15 protein-coding genes and 1 riboswitch are annotated in these 18,168 nt (G+C 62.0%); of the genes, 2 read left to right on the top strand and 13 right to left on the bottom strand.

All coding sequences use genetic code 11. The features are described from left to right. Nucleotides 1-72: 72 nt before the first annotated feature. From J3456_RS02960 to J3456_RS02935, 6 genes are all read right to left on the bottom strand, one after another. Nucleotides 73-717 (bottom strand): cell wall hydrolase, encoded by a 645-nt coding sequence (locus J3456_RS02960; protein WP_349578831.1) that lies wholly within the window; start codon nucleotides 715-717, stop codon nucleotides 73-75. Between the two features lie 126 nt (nucleotides 718-843). Then, nucleotides 844-3,381, bottom strand: coding sequence for a putative PEP-binding protein (locus tag J3456_RS02955; protein WP_349578830.1), 2,538 nt, complete (start codon nucleotides 3,379-3,381; stop codon nucleotides 844-846). 74 nt (nucleotides 3,382-3,455) lie between these two features. Then, nucleotides 3,456-5,543, bottom strand: a complete 2,088-nt coding sequence (glyS, locus tag J3456_RS02950; RefSeq protein WP_349578829.1) for a glycine--tRNA ligase subunit beta — start codon at nucleotides 5,541-5,543, stop codon at nucleotides 3,456-3,458. A 92-nt stretch (nucleotides 5,544-5,635) separates the two neighbouring features. Next, nucleotides 5,636-6,451, bottom strand: a complete 816-nt coding sequence (locus J3456_RS02945; protein WP_349578828.1) for a DUF1206 domain-containing protein — start codon at nucleotides 6,449-6,451, stop codon at nucleotides 5,636-5,638. Nucleotides 6,452-6,532: 81 nt separating this feature from the next. Continuing rightward, complete coding sequence (locus J3456_RS02940) at nucleotides 6,533-7,048, bottom strand: DUF6446 family protein (RefSeq protein ID WP_349578827.1); 516 nt, start codon at nucleotides 7,046-7,048, stop codon at nucleotides 6,533-6,535. Continuing rightward, nucleotides 7,045-7,992 carry a glycine--tRNA ligase subunit alpha gene (locus J3456_RS02935; RefSeq protein WP_349578826.1) on the bottom strand — a complete coding sequence of 316 codons (948 nt, stop codon included), beginning with the start codon at nucleotides 7,990-7,992 and terminating at the stop codon, nucleotides 7,045-7,047. Before J3456_RS02935 ends, J3456_RS02940 begins: the two co-directional genes overlap by 4 nt. A 155-nt stretch (nucleotides 7,993-8,147) precedes the next feature. On the opposite strand from J3456_RS02935, the gene J3456_RS02930 reads away from it, so the two are divergent. After that, on the top strand, nucleotides 8,148-10,010 hold the full coding sequence (locus J3456_RS02930; protein ID WP_349578825.1) for a serine protease: 1,863 nt from the start codon (nucleotides 8,148-8,150) through the stop codon (nucleotides 10,008-10,010). Nucleotides 10,011-10,076: 66 nt separating this feature from the next. Here the strand turns inward: J3456_RS02930 and J3456_RS02925 are convergent, their stop codons facing one another. From J3456_RS02925 to J3456_RS02900, 6 genes are all read right to left on the bottom strand, one after another. Beyond that, nucleotides 10,077-11,525 (bottom strand): TrkH family potassium uptake protein, encoded by a 1,449-nt coding sequence (locus J3456_RS02925; protein ID WP_260009580.1) that lies wholly within the window; start codon nucleotides 11,523-11,525, stop codon nucleotides 10,077-10,079. An 81-nt stretch (nucleotides 11,526-11,606) separates the two neighbouring features. Continuing rightward, complete coding sequence (locus tag J3456_RS02920; protein ID WP_349578824.1) at nucleotides 11,607-11,855, bottom strand: hypothetical protein; 249 nt, start codon at nucleotides 11,853-11,855, stop codon at nucleotides 11,607-11,609. A gap of 213 nt (nucleotides 11,856-12,068) precedes the next feature. Beyond that, on the bottom strand, nucleotides 12,069-13,160 hold the full coding sequence (gene folE2, locus J3456_RS02915; protein ID WP_349578823.1) for a GTP cyclohydrolase FolE2: 1,092 nt from the start codon (nucleotides 13,158-13,160) through the stop codon (nucleotides 12,069-12,071). Between the two features lie 77 nt (nucleotides 13,161-13,237). Next, nucleotides 13,238-14,428: an O-succinylhomoserine sulfhydrylase gene (metZ, locus tag J3456_RS02910; protein ID WP_349578822.1), complete on the bottom strand. Its 1,191-nt coding sequence runs from the start codon at nucleotides 14,426-14,428 to the stop codon at nucleotides 13,238-13,240. A gap of 64 nt (nucleotides 14,429-14,492) precedes the next feature. Next, nucleotides 14,493-14,569, bottom strand: a riboswitch (SAM riboswitch). A gap of 58 nt (nucleotides 14,570-14,627) precedes the next feature. Further along, nucleotides 14,628-15,233 carry an inner membrane-spanning protein YciB gene (locus J3456_RS02905; protein WP_349578821.1) on the bottom strand — a complete coding sequence of 202 codons (606 nt, stop codon included), beginning with the start codon at nucleotides 15,231-15,233 and terminating at the stop codon, nucleotides 14,628-14,630. A gap of 10 nt (nucleotides 15,234-15,243) precedes the next feature. Beyond that, nucleotides 15,244-16,146 carry a DMT family transporter gene (locus J3456_RS02900; RefSeq protein ID WP_349578820.1) on the bottom strand — a complete coding sequence of 301 codons (903 nt, stop codon included), beginning with the start codon at nucleotides 16,144-16,146 and terminating at the stop codon, nucleotides 15,244-15,246. Nucleotides 16,147-16,209: 63 nt separating this feature from the next. Here J3456_RS02900 and J3456_RS02895 point away from each other — a divergent pair, with 63 nt between their 5' ends. Further along, entirely contained in the window at nucleotides 16,210-16,695 is a 486-nt protein-coding gene (locus tag J3456_RS02895) for an MgtC/SapB family protein (protein WP_349578819.1), read from the top strand. Nucleotides 16,696-16,728: 33 nt separating this feature from the next. Here the strand turns inward: J3456_RS02895 and ftsY are convergent, their stop codons facing one another. Continuing rightward, nucleotides 16,729-18,117: a signal recognition particle-docking protein FtsY gene (ftsY, locus tag J3456_RS02890; protein ID WP_349578817.1), complete on the bottom strand. Its 1,389-nt coding sequence runs from the start codon at nucleotides 18,115-18,117 to the stop codon at nucleotides 16,729-16,731. Nucleotides 18,118-18,168 lie beyond the last annotated feature (51 nt).

The raw sequence follows: 18,168 nt of genomic DNA, 5'->3' as shown, positions 1-18,168 counted from the left end.
GCGCTTCGATGCACATTTAGCAGGCCCACCGACGGCAGGCCAGCACCCGAAGGCACATCCGCCCCCAAACTCTTAATTCGAGGCGGTTTTCCACGTGTGGCGGTAGAAGAGATGCTGACCGATCCGCGCGGTCTTGGTATAGACATGCGCCCAGTTGGGGTTCACGGCGGTGGTGTGGTAGTGGGTCGCGCCATTGGTCAGCTTGGGCGCGGAGCCGTCGATGATCGCACGCGCCACTTTGGAAACACGGGCAAAGGCGCGCGGCTCATTGATGACTTCTTTGTAGCCGTCGCAGGTATAGGTGAACTGGCACTGATACTTGCGCCCCGTCCCCTGATTGATGACGCCGCAAAGCGTGCCGGGAAAACGGGCCGATTTCACCCGGTTCATGATCACTTCGGCCACGGCGAACTGGCCTTTGACCGTCTCACCGCGCGCCTCGAAATAAAGCGCTTCGGCAAGGCACTGCAACTCGGCGTTGCCTTCGGCTTTGGGCTGGCTGTCGACCCAAGCGGTCGAGAATTTCACATCTGTCTCGCTGGCCGACGCGGGCTGAGCGACCATCTCCTGAAGCCGCGCGGCACCGGCGGATTTCAGACCTTGAATTTCAATCTGCGCAAGATCGCTCGCGCTTTCGGAGCTTGCTTGAACAGCCAGCGGGCTGCTGCACAGCGCCATGGAAAGAGCAAAAGAGATCGACCGGATAAAACGCATCATGCGCCTCGCATCATTGTTAGGGCTGCGGGGCGGATAGCCAAAAGGTTCCGGGCGGTAAACCCAACCGGGCATTATGTGCAGAAACTTGCCGAATTATGGTATAAGTTGGGCTAGAGCCCGCCGTCCCTACCCGATCTTGTGGGCAATGGCGAGCTGTGCCGCCGCCAAACGTGCAACCGGTACGCGAAATGGCGAGCAGGAAACATAATCAAAGCCCGATTCGCGGCAAAATGCGATGGATTCGGGGTTCCCGCCATGCTCCCCACAGATGGAAAGAGTGATTCCGGGCTGGGCTTTGCGCCCCCTTTCCGCGCCAAGTTGCAGCAATTCGCCGACCCCATCGGTGTCGAGCACATGGAAGGGATCCTCAGGGTAGACCCCTTGCTGGACGTAATTCGACATGAAGCGCCCCGCGTCGTCGCGCGAGAGGCCATAGGTCATCTGCGTCAGGTCGTTGGTCCCGAAACTGAGAAAGGCACAATGCGGCGCGATATCATCGGCACGCAGACAGGCGCGCGGGGTCTCCACCATCACGCCAAGGCGGTAGGTGAAGCTTGCGTCCCGCTCACTGCGCACGGCGGCGGCCACGGCATCGACGCTGGCTTTGACCAGTTCCACCTCGCGCCGGGCGCTGACCAGCGGGATCATGATCTCGGGCACCACCGGCTCGCCATCGCGGCTGGCTTCGATTGTGGCCTCAAAGATCGCGCGGGCCTGCATTTCGTAAATTTCCGGCACCGTCACCCCCAGCCGCACGCCGCGCAGGCCCAGCATCGGGTTATACTCTGTCATCGCTGCCACGCGCCGCGTCACATCCGACATCTGAAGGCCAAGCGCCTCGGCCAATTCGCGCTGCCCGGCTTTGTCTGAGGGCAAGAATTCATGCAAAGGCGGATCGAACAGGCGAATGCACACCGGCTGCCCCTGCATGATGCGGAACAACTGGGTGAAATCCTCGCGCTGCATGGGCAGCAGACGTTCCAGCACGGCACGGCGGTCTTCGCCGCTTTCGGCAAAGATCATTTCGCGCATCACAGTGAGGCGACCGGGCTCGAAAAACATATGTTCGGTGCGGCACAGCCCGATGCCATGGGCGTTGAAATTGCGCGCGGTCTGCGCATCGGCAGGCGTGTCGGCATTGGCGCGAATGCCGATGTCGGCCACATCCTCGGCCCAGCCCATCAGCCGTGTGAACGTATCGTCCAGCGCGGCCTCTTGCATCTTGGCCGCCCCCGCCAAGACCTGCCCGGTCGAGCCATCGACGGTGACCTGATCCCCCTCGACAAAGACCCGCCCATCGGGGGCGATGATCTGCCGCTGGGTCACGATAAAGCGCATGTTCGACGCACCGACAACACAAGGAAGCCCCATGCCGCGCCCGATCACCGCCGCATGGCTGGTGATGCCGCCGCGCTCTGTCAAAACGGCAGCGGCGGCATGCATGCCGCGAATATCCTCTGGTGACGTCTCGCGCCGGACGAGGATGCAAGGCTCCCCCCGCGCGGCGCTGGCCTGTGCGTCGCTGGCCGAAAAGACGATCCGCCCGGTGGCCGCCCCGGGGCTGGCGGCGATGCCGCGCCCGATCATGTCGCGTTTGGCGCTTGGGTCAACCTGACGGTGAAGCAGTTCCGACAGTGTGCGCGGCTGCACCCGCATGAGAGCTTCCTCGCGGCTGATGATCCCTTCGTCAGCCAGCGCCACAGCGATCCGCACCGCCGCACGGGAGGACCGCGCGACCTTCACCCCGTCAAGGATATGCAGCTTGCCTTGATCGATCACGAACTCGACCTGCATCTCGGCCCGGAGCCGTTTGCGCATCAGCGCCGCGTGGTCCTTCAACTCGGCAAAGGCATCGGGCACCAGCTCTTCCAGCGACGGCCCGCGCGGATCGCGGGTGAGATACATCGCCGCCGCATCGCCTTCGAGCGCATCACGGCCCTGGCTTTGGCTCAGATAGCGCCCGGTGATCTGCGGCAGGCCAGTATCGCTATCGACCAGCTGCAACACGCCCGAACCGCATTGCCCCTGCCCCACGCCAAAGGCCATTTCCTGCACGATCAACCCCAGCCCCGCATCCGCAGGTGCCCCCTTGGCTTGCCGCAACAATCGCGCCGAGGTGCCGTTCCACGCCCGCGCCATGGACCGCAACACCGCAGCCAGCTGGGTCGCCGGGTCTTGGGGGAAACGCTCTTCGGTCTCGGCCTCATAGGCGCGTAGTGATTCCATCAGCGCCGCGCGGCCATCGCCGTTCACATCGTCGAACATATCCGGATCCAGCCGGGCAACATTGACTGCATAGGACTGCACGAACCGCGAATAAAGCGCTGCCGCCGGGCCTTCGCCGATGGTCTTGGCGTAATGTTCAAACAGCGCGTCGTTGATGCCAATGTTCAGCACCGCCCCCGGCCCGCCCCAATCAGGGTCTTGGCTAGAGGGGCGCACACAAAGCAGCGCGCCTTTGGGGAATTGATCGACCACCGCTTGGATATCAGGCAACTGCCCGCGCGCGATCTGTTGCACCGCGTTGAAAGAAACCGCCACAGTAGAGGGCACCGGCAACTCAAGGCGCACAAGGCGCTGCAAGCATTTCGCCCGCCCGCCGTGGGTGTCATTGGCAATTGGCGCGGTGGGGGTCACCAGCGTGGTATGGGGATCGTTCTGCACTGCGGCACCTTAATCGTTCCGGTGCAGCATAGGGGTTGAGGCAGAAGGGGCAAGGGATCTTGCCCCCTCAGCGGTCAGCCATCCAGTTTGGTCAAGTCCGCCACGGCGCTACAGATCGTGCGAATGCGGCTCAGCAGATTGAGACGGTTGCGCCGCACTGTAGGATTGTCTGCATTGACCTGAACCGCCTCGAAAAACGCATCAATCGGCCCGCGCAGTTCCGCCATGGCCGCCATCGCGGTCGAAAAATCCTGCGCCGCCATCGCCGGGGTGATCTTGGCCTCGGCTTTGTCGAGCGCGGCGAAAAGGTCTTTCTCGGCCTCCGTCTCGGCAAACTTCGGATCGGCGCCGAAGGAGTATTCCACGCCATCGGCCTCTTCAGCTTGGCTGAGGATGTTGTTGGCGCGTTTGAAACCTTGGATCAGATTCTCGCCGTCGTCGGTTTTGAGCGTCTCCGACAGGGCGCGGGCGCGTTTGACCAAAAGGGTCAGATCGTCGCTGCCGTCCATGGCGATGCAGGCGTCGATGATGTCATGACGGATGCCTTGATCGCGCAGGTAGACTTTGAGGCGGTCGTGGATGAAGGAGAGAATGTCACCGGTATCGGCCCGGCGTGCATCGCGGTCACCCACGATCTCGGCGCTTTTGTTCAGCACGTCGTTCAGCGTCAACGAGACATCATTCTCAACCAAAATCCGAATAACCCCCAACGCCGCACGGCGCAGCGCAAAGGGATCCTTGCTCCCGGTCGGCTTCTCATCAATCGCCCAGAAGCCCGTCAGCTTGTCGATCTTTTCAGCCAGCGCCACAGCAATCGACACCGGCGCAGTCGGCACGTCATCGGACGGCCCCAGCGGCGCGTAGTGGTCCTTGGCCGCATCGGCCACGGCATCCGACAGCCCAGCCTTGCGCGCGTAGTAGCTGCCCATCAGGCCCTGCAATTCGGGGAATTCATAGACCATCTCAGAGCTCAAATCGGCCTTAGCCACCCGCGCGGCCTGCTCGGCCTCATCGGCGTCGGCGGCGACCAGCGGGGCAAGCTCACGCGAGAGGGTCGCCATGCGGTCGATCAACTCGGCCTGTGTGCCGAGCTTGTTGTGGAAGGTGACGTTTCCGAGCGCCTTGACCCAAGTCTCCATGCCCGCGCCCGAGGTCACGGTGCGCAGGTCGTTGTCCCAGAAGAATTTCGCATCCGACAGCCGCGCGCCGAGCACTTTTTCGTTGCCCGCAAGGATCGTCGCGCCATCGTCGGCGGTGGTGCGGTTGGCCACGGTGACAAAGCGCTCGATCTGGCCCGACTTTGGATTGCGGACGGAGAAGAACTTTTGATGTTCTTTCATCGAGGTTTGCAGCACTTCGGGCGGCAGACCTAGGAAATCGTCGCCAATGCGGCCCATCAGCACCACGGGATACTCCACAAGGCCCGCAACTTCGGCCAGAAGCCCTGCGTCTTCAACCACTTCCAACCCTGCGGCGAAGGCCATGTTGGTCGCGTAATGCCAAATCGTGTCGGCCCGCGCGGCGGGGTCGAGCACGACGAAGGCGCGCGAGAGTTTGTCTTGATAATCCTCGAACCCCGAGACTTCGATCTCAGCCGGTGCAAGGAAACGGTGCCCACGCGTGATGTTGCCAGCGGCGATGCCGTCGATGGTCAGCGGTACCACCTCGGCCCCGGCCTCATCGCTGATGACGCAAAGGATCGAATGAAGCGGGCGGACCCATTTGAGGCTCCCCGTGCCCCACCGCATCGCCTTCGGCCATGGGAAGTTGCGGATGGTCTGTTCCAGCACCTTGGCCACGATCTCAGCCGCAGGGCGGCCCGGCTTTTCGATCTTGGCAAAGAACACTTTGCCTTTGGGCGTGTCGCGTTCTTCCAGTTGATCACGGGTCAGACCGGCACCGCGTAAAAAACCTTCGATGGCTTTCTCGGGCGCGTCGGCTTTCGGGCCTTTGCGTTCTTCGACCTGCCGCGGGCTGGCGGCAAGCATATCGCCAAGCGCCAGCGTCAGACGGCGCGGTGTGGTGAAAACGGCGGCGGAACCATAGGTGAGGCCCGCTTCGACCAGACCGTTGGTCACCAGCTTTTGCAGGTCTTCGCCCGCGCGTTTCTGCATCCGCGCAGGGATTTCTTCGGAGAAAAGTTCAATCAGCAGATCTGGCACGGGCGGCCCCCAATTCTTGCCGCGACGGCGGCGTCTCATCGGGGGCTTGGATAACGAGTGCTAGGCGGAGGGTCTAGCCCCCCGCCCTGCGTTTAATCCAACAAGGTGCGGATATCGGGGTCGGAGAATTTCGGCACCACCCGGTAGCCCGCTTCGACGAAGTTATAGACCGCAAAGCCGATCAGCCCCAACCCGGCACCGCCCAAGAGGAACCGCCCAAAAGCCATGCCGCGCAGGCTTTGCAACGCCTCGCCCAGACCGCCCGCCTGTTCGGGATTGGCCGTCAGCGCCGCATAGCCCAGCGAAAAGGCAACCAGCCCCAGAATACCGCCATAGATAATCAGGCCAATCTTCACGACAGGGTCGATGCTTTCGGTGAGATGGGTGCGCGCCAGATGGCCTTTGTATTTCCCGCTCCAGCCTTTGTAGGCGTAGTAGATGCCTGCGCCCAACAAGATCAGCGCGCCAGCGGCCACGATATAGCGCCCGGCGGTCATTGCCATCAACTTTTGCGTCCAGTCCTGCGCGGAACTCCCGCCGGAATTCTTGCCGCTCATCGCCAAGGCCAGAACGGAAACGCCGATACCGCCGTGGATCAGCCCGGTTGTGATCTGCCCCAGCCGCGCGATCAGCCCCTTGGCGTCGGTCCCGTGATCCTCGACATCTTTCACGCCCGCAGCCACGCGCCAGACCAGATAGGCAAGCAGCCCGATGCCGATGGCAAAGAGTGCCGGGATACCGTAAGGCTCATCCCGCAGCGCCGCGAGGGCGTCTTTCGTGCCCGAGGCTTGGGTGCTTTTGACGGCGGCCAATAGGGCCAGCCCCCCGATGATCGTATAGATCACCCCGCGCGCGCCGTAGCCCGCGCGCATCACCCATTTTAGTCCCTCATGTGTTTTTTCTGACATTTTCGCCCCCGTTCTATGTGGGGACAAGCGTTCGGCAGCGCCAAAAGGTTCCGCGCAAATAGGCGGCGACCGCGTTTAAGGTCAGTCGGCGGGACGCTCTGGGCAAGCCTCTCCTACCACGGTGCCGTCATAGGACTTCTCCCCGCAGTCGTTCAGCTCATGCCAGATGTAGCCACGCCCATCGTCGGTCAGCGCGACGATCCGGTCGACGCCGTAATGCACGTTCTTGCCGCCAAGGAAGGTCAGCGCGGTGCCAGCCTCAATCTCGGCCCCGATGGCCGGAGCGTCGAAACAATCGAACCAGCCCGGGGCGTTGCGCGGATCGGTGGGGTCGGTCATCTCATAGGTCTCGGTCGCCATGGCGAGGCTCATGTCATGCTCAAAACAGGCACGGAACCGGATCGGAGAACTGTCGGCGTCGATGGCCTGAAGGTTCTCTGCCGCGATCTCTTCCGGCTCTTGCAAGGTAAGCGATACCAGTTCGACCTTGGCCTCAGGCACTTCGTGATAAAAACCATAGATCTGCAAATAATAGAGTGCAGCCCCGGCGATCAATGCAGAGACAAGGATCACGATACCGACAATCTTGCCGCTCATGCCGCGCTGTCCGCCTCGGGCGTCCAGCCGCCCGCGCGGGTCTGCACGAAGGCATCGGCACATTGTTTCGCCAAGGCCCGCACCCGCCCGATATAGGCCTGCCGCTCGGTGACTGAAATCACGCCGCGCGCGTCGAGCAGGTTGAAAATGTGGCTCGCCTTGATGCACTGGTCATAGGCCGGATGCGCCATGACGATCCGTTTCCCGGTCTTGGGGTCCTCGGCGGGCTGCTCAAGAATGAACTGGCAATGCGCTTCGGCCTCGTTGAACTGATCCAGCAGCACCTCGGTATTGGCGGTGTCAAAGTTCCAGCGCGCAAATTCTTCTTCGGTTTGTTTGAACACATCGCCATAGGTCAGCGGAATCGGCGCGTCGGGGCTGTTGAAGGGCATGTCCATCACGTGTTCGACGCCCAGCACATACATCGCCAAACGCTCCAACCCATAGGTCAGCTCACCCGAGACGGGGTGGCAGTCATGGCCGCCGACCTGCTGGAAATAGGTGAACTGGCTGACTTCCATGCCGTCACACCAGACTTCCCAGCCCAGACCCCAAGCGCCCAGCGTCGGGCTTTCCCAATCGTCCTCAACAAAACGGATGTCATGCAGCGCCATGTCGATGCCAATGGCTTCGAGCGAACCGAGGTACAGATCTTGCAGATTGGGCGGGCTGGGTTTGATCAGCACCTGGTATTGGTAATAATGCTGCAGGCGGTTGGGGTTCTCACCATATCGACCATCGGTGGGGCGGCGCGAGGGCTGAACGTAAGCCGCGGCCCATGGCTGCGTGCCGAGGCTGCGCAGCGTGGTGGCCGGGTGAAAGGTGCCCGCGCCCACTTCCATGTCATAGGGTTGCAAGATCGCGCAGCCCTGCCGCGCCCAATAGCTCTGCAATGCAAGGATGATCTCTTGAAAAGAGCGTGGTTTCTGCGCCGCGTCAGACATGGTGATTGCCCCTTTATGATGCGCGCCTTTCCTACGTCTGCAATCCATGGGGGTCAATCGCAGCTTTGTGAGAAATTCGCCCCCTTTGCCATGGCATTTGCGCTGCTTTCCGGCGTAATCTGGCTCGGATTTGGTTTTGCGAGAGTTGAGTGACGATGAAGCGAATTCTACGTGCCCCGGTGGCGATCTTCTTGGCCCTGAGCCTGTCTTGGGCCAGCCTTGCGCGGGCGCAATCGGCGGAGGATATCGTTTGGGTCCAGATCGAGGCGCAGCCCTCGTTGGCCGAAGCCACCGACCGCGCGCGCGCCTATGAGACCCTGTTGGATGACGTGAATGGCTTTTCCTTGGGCGGCGGTTGGTACGGCATCGCCGTCGGCCCCTACCGGCGCGAAGATGCGGAACTGGTGCTGCGCAGCTATGTGCGCGACGGTCTGGTGCCGCGAGACAGCTTCATCCAGCAGTCCAGCCGTTTCCAGCAGCAGTTCTGGCCCGTGGGCGACAACGTTCTGGAAACCGGCGTGATCGATGCCCCCGCAGGCGTTGAAACCGGTGAGCCAGAGGAAGCCGCAGCAGGCAGCACCACCCCCGATGTCACCACAACCCCGCTCGACACGACAACGACCGAAGGCGAGACTGAAGGCGCTGAGGCAGAGGCAGAGGCCGAAACCGCTCCGGCCCCCACCCCGCCAGAGCCGGATGAGACCCCGGCAGAGGCGCGCCGTTCGGAACGCGCCCTCTCGGCGCAAGAGCGCAAAGACCTGCAAATCGCCCTGCAATGGGCCGGTTTTTACGACGCCGCGATTGATGGTGCCTTTGGCCGGGGCACCCGTGCCTCTATGGGGGCATGGCAGACGGCGAATGGATATGACGAGACCGGCGTGCTGACCACCCGGCAGCGTGCCGCGCTCATCGCGCAGTATAATGCCGTGCTCGATGGGCTGGGCCTGCAAATGGTGCGCGATGAGAAAGCCGGGATCGAGATTATGATGCCCACGGCCGAGGTCGAATTCGCCCGCTACGAGCCGCCCTTCGCCCATTACGACACCAACGGCAACATCGGCGCACGTGTGCTGTTGATCAGCCAGCCGGGCAACCAAGACACGCTCTACGGTCTCTATGACATCTTGCAAACGCTTGAGATCGTCCCCTTGGATGGCCCGCGCGAACGCAAGCGCAACTCCTTTGAGTTGATCGGTGAAAACGGCAGCATCATCAGCCAGACGCAGGTCTCGCTGGAAAATGGCCAAATCAAGGGGTTCACCCTGATTTGGCCCGCCGGGGACGAAGACCGCCGCCGCCGCGTGGTGGCTGAGATGTCCAAAAGCCTGACCCGCCTGCCCGGCGTGTTGGACGCCGCCGCAGGCAACAGCGACGCGCAGGCGATTGATCTGGTCGCGGGTCTGCAAATCCGCCAGCCCAAGATCGCCCGCAGCGGCTTTTTCATCGACGGCAATGGTGCGGTTGTCACCACGAGCGAGGTTGTCGCCTCCTGCTCCCGGGTAACGCTGGACGCGGATACCGATGCCACTGTGATCGCCACCGATGAGGCGCGCGGGCTTGCGCTGCTCAAACCCGAAAGCCGCCTCGCCCCGCTGGCCGTGGCCGAATTCAGCAACGGTGCGCCGCGCCTGCAATCGGAAATCTCCGTCGCGGGTTACTCCTACGAAGGGGTGCTGAGTGCCGCGACCCTGACCTTTGGCGCGCTGTCGGACCTCAAAGGACTGAACGGGGATGAAAACCTCAAACGCCTGTCGGTCAACGCCCAGCCCGGTGATGCCGGGGGACCGGTCTTTGACGAGAATGGCCATGTGGTGGGCATGTTGCTGCCCCAGACCGAGGCGGACCGCAAACTGCCCGAAGACGTAAGCTTTGCCCTTGATGGAAGTGTGATCCTCAAGGCGGCGCAAGACGCAGGGCTGGGCAGCAAGCTGGCGCAGGGGGCCACGGGCCCGATCGCGCCGCGCGATCTGACGCTGCGTGCGCAGGGGATGACCGTCTTGGTAAGCTGCTGGGAGTAACGCGGGGGGCTCAGCCTCAAGCGACAAAAGCAAAGGGCGGTGCCATCGGCGCCGCCCTTTCGCGTTTCAAGCGCGCCAGAACTTGGCGGTGAACATGACATAGACCGCCAGCAATTCCAGCCGCCCGATCCACATGGCGATGATCAAAATCCATTTCGCCGTGTCGTTGAGGCTGCTGAAATTCCCCGCCGGGCCGATGATCTCTCCCAACCCCGGGCCAATGTTCGCCAGCGCCGCCGCCGCGCCTGAAACGGAGGTGACGAAATCCAACCCCGTCAGGCTCAGCGCGACCGAGATCAGGCCGAGCGATACGACGAAGAACATGAAGAACGACATCACCGAGCTTAGCACGTCCGCCCCCACCGGGCGGCCATCGTAGCGCGGGGTAAAGACACCATGGGGCGAGCGGATCCGGCGCAACTGCGCGCGGATCGAGGCAAAGAGCAATTGATAGCGGAAGATCTTGATCGAACAGGTTGTCGAGCCCGCGCAGCCGCCGATCAGGCCGATGAAAAAGAACAGCGCCACGGCGAAGCTGCCCCATTTCATATAATCCGCCGACGCATAGCCGGTGCCCGAGATGATGGAGGTGATGTTAAAGATCGCTTCCCGCAAGATCCGCTCGGACTCGTAGGTCGTGCCGCTGCGCAGGACGAAAAAGACAATCACCACCAGAAAGGTCAAGGTCATGAAAAAGCCGCGCACCTGCGGGTCGCGGTGCAAGGCCACGGGGTTGCCGTTGATAAGCTGCACGTAGCGCACGAAAGGCAGGGCCGCGAGGATCATAAAGATCGCCGCGACATATTCGGCGGGGCCAGAGAAGGTGCTAAACGAGGCATCGTAGTTAGAGAACCCCCCGGTCGACACCGTGGTCAGCGCGTGAACCGTCGCGTCAAATGTGCTCATCCCGAGGGCGAGATAGCTCAGCATACAGGCCAGCGTCAGCCAGAGGTAAATCACCGAAATCTGCGTCGCGATCTGCCCCGCGCGGGGCAGGATTTTCCCAAAGGTGTCAAAGGATTCGGATTTGAAGATCTGCATACCACCGACCCGCAACTCGGGCAGGAACACCATGGCGACCACAACGATACCGATGCCGCCCAGCCATTGCAGAATACCGCGCCAGATCAGGAGGCCCTTGGGCAAGTCTTCCAACCCGGTCAGCACCGTGGCCCCGGTGGTCGTCAGCCCCGACATCGCCTCAAACATCGCGTCGGTGACGCTGGCATCGGTCGCGCCCAGCACGAAGGGCAAGGCTCCGAACAGCGGCAGCATCAGCCAGACGCCGGTGGTGAGCATGAATGTCTGTTGGATGGTGAGCCCTTCGCGGACCCCATTGGCGCTGGCAAGGGCGATCATACCGCCGCCCAACGTGGTGATCAGCGCGCTTTCGACGAAGACCCACCATTGGCCCCGGCCCTCGGCCAGATCGACCAAGATCGGGATGATCATGGCAAGGCCAAGCACGGCCACCAAAAGGCCCACGACATATCCGACAGGTCGTATATCCAACATGGGCGCAGCGTTGGCTTGGCCGCTCGTCGCTGTCAAGCCGAGACGGGACCGGGGCGCGATTTGGCCCCGGTCCGTGTCGTCTTAGATGTAGTAGAGGTCTTTGAAAACGTGGTGAACGATGTCGTCACGTTTGATGCCCATGGCGGCCAGTTCTTCGTCGCTTTTCGCTTGCAGGGCTTGGACCTGCTCAAAACGGCGGTGGGCGGTGGAGCCCATCATGATGCCATGGCCGATCCCCGCGAAAAAGCGGCGCAGACCGGCGCCGGCGCGCCGCAGCCCTTCAAAGGGAGAGACGGAGTGGGCGGGATGAGCAGTGCTCTGGTAGGTCATCTGATTGCCTTTGCAATTTCCAGTATTTCGATGAACGTTAGATAGGCAATGCTGCGCCGCAGCAGAACCGACGTTTTCGCATAGCCGCTGGTCGGGACTTGCAGGGCTGGCAGGACGACATTCGGCATTTTTGCGCTAAGACATGCGGATTGCCCCTCAAAGGGGTGCTGCGCGTGGTTCGGACAACCACTGCGCGATTGCCGCTGCGCCGGATCAGCCGACGTGAAAGAGGGTGTTGAACAGCTTGGGGTCGATGCTTTGCGCGGCAAAGGTCTCGCCTTGGGTCAGCACGCTGATCGCATCATGGCTGTGCAGGCTTTCTTGATGGCTGGCGACGATGCGGAAATCCCCCACCCGTCCATCAGCCAAAAGCTGTTCACAAAACAGCCGCGCGGCATCCTCGACAAAGATCGGATTGGCGGCGTTAAGTTCGGCGAAAGCCTGTTCATCCTCGCGCTTGACCATGACCTGCGTCTCTGTCGGCACGGCGCGGCGGCAAATCTCGATGAGGTCTTCGAACCACAGACAATCGCCCTCGTCCTGCGTCTCAACCGAAATGCGTGCCACGGAACGCTGCGAATGCGGCGTGGCCAATTGCCCGCGCGTTTCCCGTGCATGTTCACTTAGTTCCAGCGAGCAGGGGCAAGTGCTGGAATAGACATAGTCTAGATGCACGATCTTTTTGCGCTCTCCGTCCTGCTCAACCAGCTCTAGCGCGATGTCGTAGTATTGATAGCCCGTCAGGCCAGAGCGGAGACTGGCAATCTTCATCGGAAAGGAGAATCGCATCTGGATCCGCGCGTCCAAGCTTTCGAGATCGGTCTTATAATCATCCAGCGCCGCTTCGATCACCTCAAAGCTAAAGGTCGCCTCTGCATGGCGGTAAAAGCTGCGCATGATGCGGGACATGTTGATGCCCTTCTTTTCCGCATCAAGCGACACCGAACCGGTCACCGATGTTTCCAATCGCATATCCCCGCCCTCACGGCTGCGATAGCGGATCGGCAGGCGAAAGTTCGAGATGCCGACGTGCTGGATCAACTGCTGCGCGCCCCGAATTAGGCTGGAGGGGCCGTTTTGCAGATCCGGCAGGCTGGCGCGGTAATTGTCGCCTGCCGTGAAATCTTCGGGGTAGGCACGGCTCAGCGCCGGGTAGTCGGCGGGCGCGAGCATCCGCGCCATCGCTGGGTCAAGGGCTGCAATCTCTGCCGGGGTGGCCGTTTCGGCCCAAGCGCGCAGGGTGGCGAGCGCAGCCTTCGCCGCGCTTCGATCCGGTGTTTCGGACATCTCAGTCACGATGTTCATTGCGCGGCCCTCCGGTCTGTCATCCTCAATGTATGATGCGCGGGGCAAAAATGCCACCGCGGCTGCGACACATCAGGTCAGGCTTGCGCCGCCGCGTCCAAGGCTTGCAACAGATCGGCCTTGAGATCGCCGGTATATTCCAGCCCCACGCTGACCCGCACGAGGCCCGGCGTAATGCCCAAAAGGTCTTTGGTTTCCTGCGGCAGGCGCTGGTGCGTCGTGGTGGCCGGGTGGGTTACGATGGTCTTTGCATCGCCGAGGTTGTTAGAGATCACCCCCACCTGCAACGCATTCAGGAAAGCGAAAGCTGCCGCCTTGCCGCCCTTGAGGTCAATGGACAGCACGGTGCCCCCTGCCCCCATCTGCTGCATCGCAAGCGCGTTTTGCGGATGGGCGGAGAGGCCGGGGTAAAGCACCCGCGCCAGTTCGGCGTGGCCTTCCAGCGCTTCTGCCAATTCCTGTGCGCTGGCCGCCTGTGCCCGCACCCGCAGGTCGATGGTTTCCAACCCCTTGAGCATGATCCACGCGGTGAAAGGGCTCATCGAGCCGCCGGTGTGTTTCATATAGGGCTCAAGCGTGCCACGGATGAAATCGCGGCTGCCCAGCACCACACCGCCAAGCGCGCGGCCCTGCCCGTCGATATGTTTGGTGGCCGAATAGACCACCACATCCGCCCCCTGCGAGATCGCGCGCGAAAAGACCGGCGTGGCAAAGACGTTATCGACCACCACCAGCGCGCCCTTGGCATGGGCCAGCCGGGCGACGGATTCGATGTCGATCACCTCAAGCGTGGGGTTGGCAACGGACTCAAAGAACACCGCGCAGGTGTCCTCGCGGATCGCGGCCTCCCATGCGCTCAGATCGCTGCCGTCGACGAAGGTGACCTCAACGCCATAGCGGCCAAGGATTTCTTCGAGCACATAGATACAGGAGCCGAAAAGCGCCCGCGCGGATACCACATGATCGCCCGCCCTCAGCATCGAGATCAGCGCACCCGAAACTGCCGCCATGCCGCTGGCCGTGGCAAAGGCATCTTCGGCCCCTTCCAGCGTGGCAATACGGTCTTCGAACATCGCCACCGTGGGGTTGCCATAGCGGGCATAGATGAACTCATCCGGGCCGATCTCCTCAAACCGCGCCTCCGCCTGTTCGGCGCTGTCGTAAACGAACCCTTGGGTGAGGTAGATCGCCTCGCTCACCTCGCCGTATTGGCTGCGGCGGGTGCCTGCGTGGATCGCTTGAGTGCGTGGGTGACGGTCATCGCTCATGTATCTCATCCTTCCGACCCGACCTAGCGGGCATAAAAAAACCCCAGACGCGGCCAAGCGAAAGGGGTCTTTCATCCTGACCTTTTAGCGGCATGTTTAACGTGGCCCACAATCCGGTAACAAATCGCCACGTGGGGTGGATTACGCCGCGCGACGCTGCAGGTCAACAGTCTCGCGCGGAGCATGGTTTAAATTCGGATCAGCTTTGATCTTTCTTCTCGCCGTAGGCTTCGAACAGCTTGCCCTGCGCCATGAAGAAAACGAAAATCGCCGCCGTCAGGCCGAAGGTTTTGAAGTAGACCCATGTGTCCGTCGAGAAGAACCGCCAGATCAGCTCATTCGCCAGCGCCAGCCCGAAGAAGAAAAACATCAGCCGTTTGGTCAGCTGCATCCAGCCCTCATCGCGCAGGGGCATCATCTCTTCCATGACGTATTTCAGGTAGGATTGCCTGCGCAGCAGGCCGATGGCCAGCAGACCGCCGAAAAGCACATAGATGAGCGTTGGCTTCATTTTGAAGAAGCGGTCATCATTCAGCCAGACCGACAGCCCGCCAAAGATCACCACCAGCACCACGGTGGCGACCTGCATCCGGCTAAGCTTGCCCGTCAGCGCCCAAAGCGCCCCGGTCGACAGCACTAGCAAAGGCACGAACATCGCGGTGACGACGATGAATCCGTCGTACTCCGTGCCGCCGAAGGTATAGGTGTTATCCTTGAGCCACAGATAGGCGACGAGGAAGGCCAACACCGGCCCGTATTCCAAGCCTGCACGCAGCATTGGGTTGATCTCTCTTGGTTCTGACATGCCTGTTCCTTTAGCCGCCCATTTCAACAATCACCGCCCCGGCCGCGATCAGCGACATCAGCGCAATGCGGCGCGGGCCGACGGTTTCTTTCAGCACCAGCACCCCGATCAGCGCGGCGAAGACGGTGGACGTCTCGCGCAGCACTGCCGCCTCGCCCACTTTATCTAGCCGCGTGGCCAGCATGACCGACCCAAAGCTCGCAAATGCGATGAACCCGCCGATCACGCCGCGCAGCATCAGCGGAGCAACGTCGGGCGGGTTCTCCATTCTATGCCAGCGCCGCCAAGCGATTACCGGCATCACCAGCCCGTCGATCATGAAAAACCACGCGAGAAAGGTGAACGGGTCCGCCGTGGCGCGAATGCCGTAAGCGTCATATGTGGTGTAAAGCGCCACGAACAAGCCCGTCAGCACCGCAAGCCCCAAGGCCGCGTGCAACGTATCGCGCGCCGCGACCAGATTGCGCAGGTTATAAACCGCCAGCCCGAAGATACCGCTCAGCAGCACAGCCACGCCGAGCCACTGCACCGCGTTGAACCGCTCGCCAAAGATCAGATAGGCCCCCACCACGGCAAAAAGCGGCCCCGTGCCGCGCACCACTGGATAAACGACTGTGTAAGCCCCCTTGGTATAGGCCCAGGCTTGCAACAGCTTGTAGATCACATGGATCACGAAGGCGCCGAGGAAAATCAGCCACATATGCGGCTCGGGCCATGGCACGACGAACAGCGCAAAGGGCGTGGCCATCACGCCATAGGAGACATCAATCGCCCCGCGCGTCAGCCACGGATCATGCCGCCCCTTTTGCAACGCGCCAAAGACGGCATGCAAAAAGGCCGCTGAAAGCGCCAACCAAAGCGCTGCAGTATGGCCCGCGGGCGTCCCTTCGATCGACAGGATCCACTCGGTCATCGCGGAACCACCACAGCGGCGAGAGGTTTATTCCTCAAAGCCTTTATCACCAACGGAAATTCCATGTTTGAAAGCCTGCTCGCCGATCTGACCAACAGTTTTTCCAAAGTGCCCGTCACTGTCGCGGCGGCGCGGCTGCTGATGGCCGCGTTTCTGGCAGGCGTTGTGGGGTTTGAGCGCGAGCGAAGGGACAAGCCCGCGGGGCTGCGCACCCATATCATGGTCGCCATCGCGGCCTGTTTGTTCATCATCATCGGGCAAGAGTTGGGCAGTCTGGAGTTTGGCAAAGGCGACCAGATGCGCTTTGACCCGCTGCGCTTGATCGAAGCGGTCACTGCGGGTGTCGCCTTCCTTGCCGCGGGGATCATTTTCACCTCCAACGGCGAGGTGCGAAACATCACCACCGGCGCGTCGATGTGGCTGGCGGGGGCCATTGGGCTGTCCTGCGGCGCGGGGCAAATCCTGCTGGCCTGCCTCACGGCGGGGATCGTCGTTGCCGTACTCACCGTGTTGCGCCAGATCGAAAAACTGCTCGGCACCCATGATTGAGCCGGGCCGCCGAGCGCGGCGGCCAAGAGTGCGTTAGCCATCCGTGCCCACCAAAGCGGCGGCAAATTCATCCGGGTCAAAGGGCGACAGATCATCGATTTGCTCCCCCACGCCCACGGCATGGATCGGCAGGCCGAAACGATCCGCCAGGGCCACCAGCACGCCGCCCTTGGCGGTGCCATCCAACTTGGTCATAACCAGACCGCTGACGTCGGAAATCTCTTGAAAAACCTTCACTTGGTTCAGTGCGTTCTGCCCGGTCGTCGCATCCAGCACCAATAGGGTGTTATGCGGCGCGGTCTCGTCCTTTTTGCGGATGACACGGACGATCTTGGCCAATTCCTCCATCAGGTCGCCCCGGTTTTGCAAACGGCCTGCGGTGTCGATCAGCAGCAGGTCGGCGCCTTCCTCTTGCGCGCGGCCCATGGCGTCGAATGCAAGGCTGGCCGGATCGCTGCCATGGGCTGCGGTCAAGACCGGCACGCCCGCACGATCGCCCCAGACCTGCAATTGCTCCACCGCAGCAGCGCGGAAGGTGTCGCCTGCGGCGATCACGACCTTCTTGCCCGCCGCACGGAATTGCGAGGCAAGCTTGCCGATGGTCGTGGTCTTGCCCGAGCCGTTCACGCCGACCACCAGCACCACCTGCGGGGTCTTGGAATAGATCGGCAGGGGCCGCGCCACAGGCTCCATGATGCGGCTGACTTCGCTGGCGAGCAGTTGTTTGATCTCTGCCACCGACAGTTTCTTGCCAAAGCGCCCTTCGGCCATATTCGCGGTGACCCGTAGGGCCGTATCGACGCCCATGTCCGCACTGATCAACAACTCTTCGAGCTGTTCGAGCATCTCATCATCCAGCGCGCGGCGCACAACGGGCTGCGCTGCGCTGCGGCCCATCAGGCGGCCCAAAATACCCGGCTTGGCGGGGGCGGCATCGGCAGGGGTTTCGTCCAGCGCAGGCGCAACCGGGGTCATCGCTTGGCGCAGGTCGACGCGGGGAACTTCTGAAGGGGCAGGAGCGGGTTCGGGATCAACGGCGGGCGGCACCTGTTCGGGCTCAGGCGTTGGTTCGGGTTCAGGCGTGGGCCTTGGCTGCGGCTCAGGTTCCGGCGTTGGAGCAGGTTCGGGATCGGGTATGGTTACCGGCTCAGGCGCAGGGATTGGCTCTGGTACTGGGGCCGGCTCAGGGGTTGGGGCGGGTTCGGGTGCCTGCTCCTCCTGCTCAGCTGCCAGCATCGGGCCGCTGTCATCTTGCCCGTCGGGCATCACATCTGACGCCACACCGGGCTGGTCCATCACCGCGTCTACGGGAGCCGCTTCGGCCTCCGTTTCGCCGCCATCGCTGACAATCGCCTCTAGCCCCTCGTCGATCTTGGACGAGGATTTGAACAAGCGGTCCTTGAGCTTCGTGAAGAAGGCCATCGGCGTCTCCCATGCAGTTTCGTCTTGATCTATAGGCTTGCCCGCGCAGAT

Origin of the sequence: Sulfitobacter sp. NFXS29 (genome assembly GCF_040148765.1) — a bacterium.
In the GTDB taxonomy this organism is placed as follows: Bacteria; Pseudomonadota; Alphaproteobacteria; order Rhodobacterales; family Rhodobacteraceae; genus Sulfitobacter.
Note: the sequence above shows the minus strand (reverse complement) of the source record. Positions and strands in the feature narration are given on the sequence as shown.

Excerpts from the sequence above, each read along its gene's own strand:
- J3456_RS02900 (WP_349578820.1), bottom strand. The coding sequence starts at position 16,146 with ATGACCGAGTGGATCCTGTCGATCGAAGGGACGCCCGCGGGCCATACT.
- J3456_RS02945 (WP_349578828.1), bottom strand. The coding sequence starts at position 6,451 with ATGTCAGAAAAAACACATGAGGGACTAAAATGGGTGATGCGCGCGGGC.
- J3456_RS02935 (WP_349578826.1), bottom strand. The coding sequence starts at position 7,992 with ATGTCTGACGCGGCGCAGAAACCACGCTCTTTTCAAGAGATCATCCTT.
- J3456_RS02905 (WP_349578821.1), bottom strand. The coding sequence starts at position 15,233 with ATGTCAGAACCAAGAGAGATCAACCCAATGCTGCGTGCAGGCTTGGAA.
- folE2 (WP_349578823.1), bottom strand. The coding sequence starts at position 13,160 with ATGAACATCGTGACTGAGATGTCCGAAACACCGGATCGAAGCGCGGCG.
- J3456_RS02930 (WP_349578825.1), top strand. The coding sequence starts at position 8,148 with ATGAAGCGAATTCTACGTGCCCCGGTGGCGATCTTCTTGGCCCTGAGC.
- J3456_RS02920 (WP_349578824.1), bottom strand. The coding sequence starts at position 11,855 with ATGACCTACCAGAGCACTGCTCATCCCGCCCACTCCGTCTCTCCCTTT.
- J3456_RS02895 (WP_349578819.1), top strand. The coding sequence starts at position 16,210 with ATGTTTGAAAGCCTGCTCGCCGATCTGACCAACAGTTTTTCCAAAGTG.
- J3456_RS02940 (WP_349578827.1), bottom strand. The coding sequence starts at position 7,048 with ATGAGCGGCAAGATTGTCGGTATCGTGATCCTTGTCTCTGCATTGATC.
- ftsY (WP_349578817.1), bottom strand. The coding sequence starts at position 18,117 with ATGGCCTTCTTCACGAAGCTCAAGGACCGCTTGTTCAAATCCTCGTCC.
- J3456_RS02925 (WP_260009580.1), bottom strand. The coding sequence starts at position 11,525 with ATGTTGGATATACGACCTGTCGGATATGTCGTGGGCCTTTTGGTGGCC.
- J3456_RS02960 (WP_349578831.1), bottom strand. The coding sequence starts at position 717 with ATGATGCGTTTTATCCGGTCGATCTCTTTTGCTCTTTCCATGGCGCTG.
- metZ (WP_349578822.1), bottom strand. The coding sequence starts at position 14,428 with ATGAGCGATGACCGTCACCCACGCACTCAAGCGATCCACGCAGGCACC.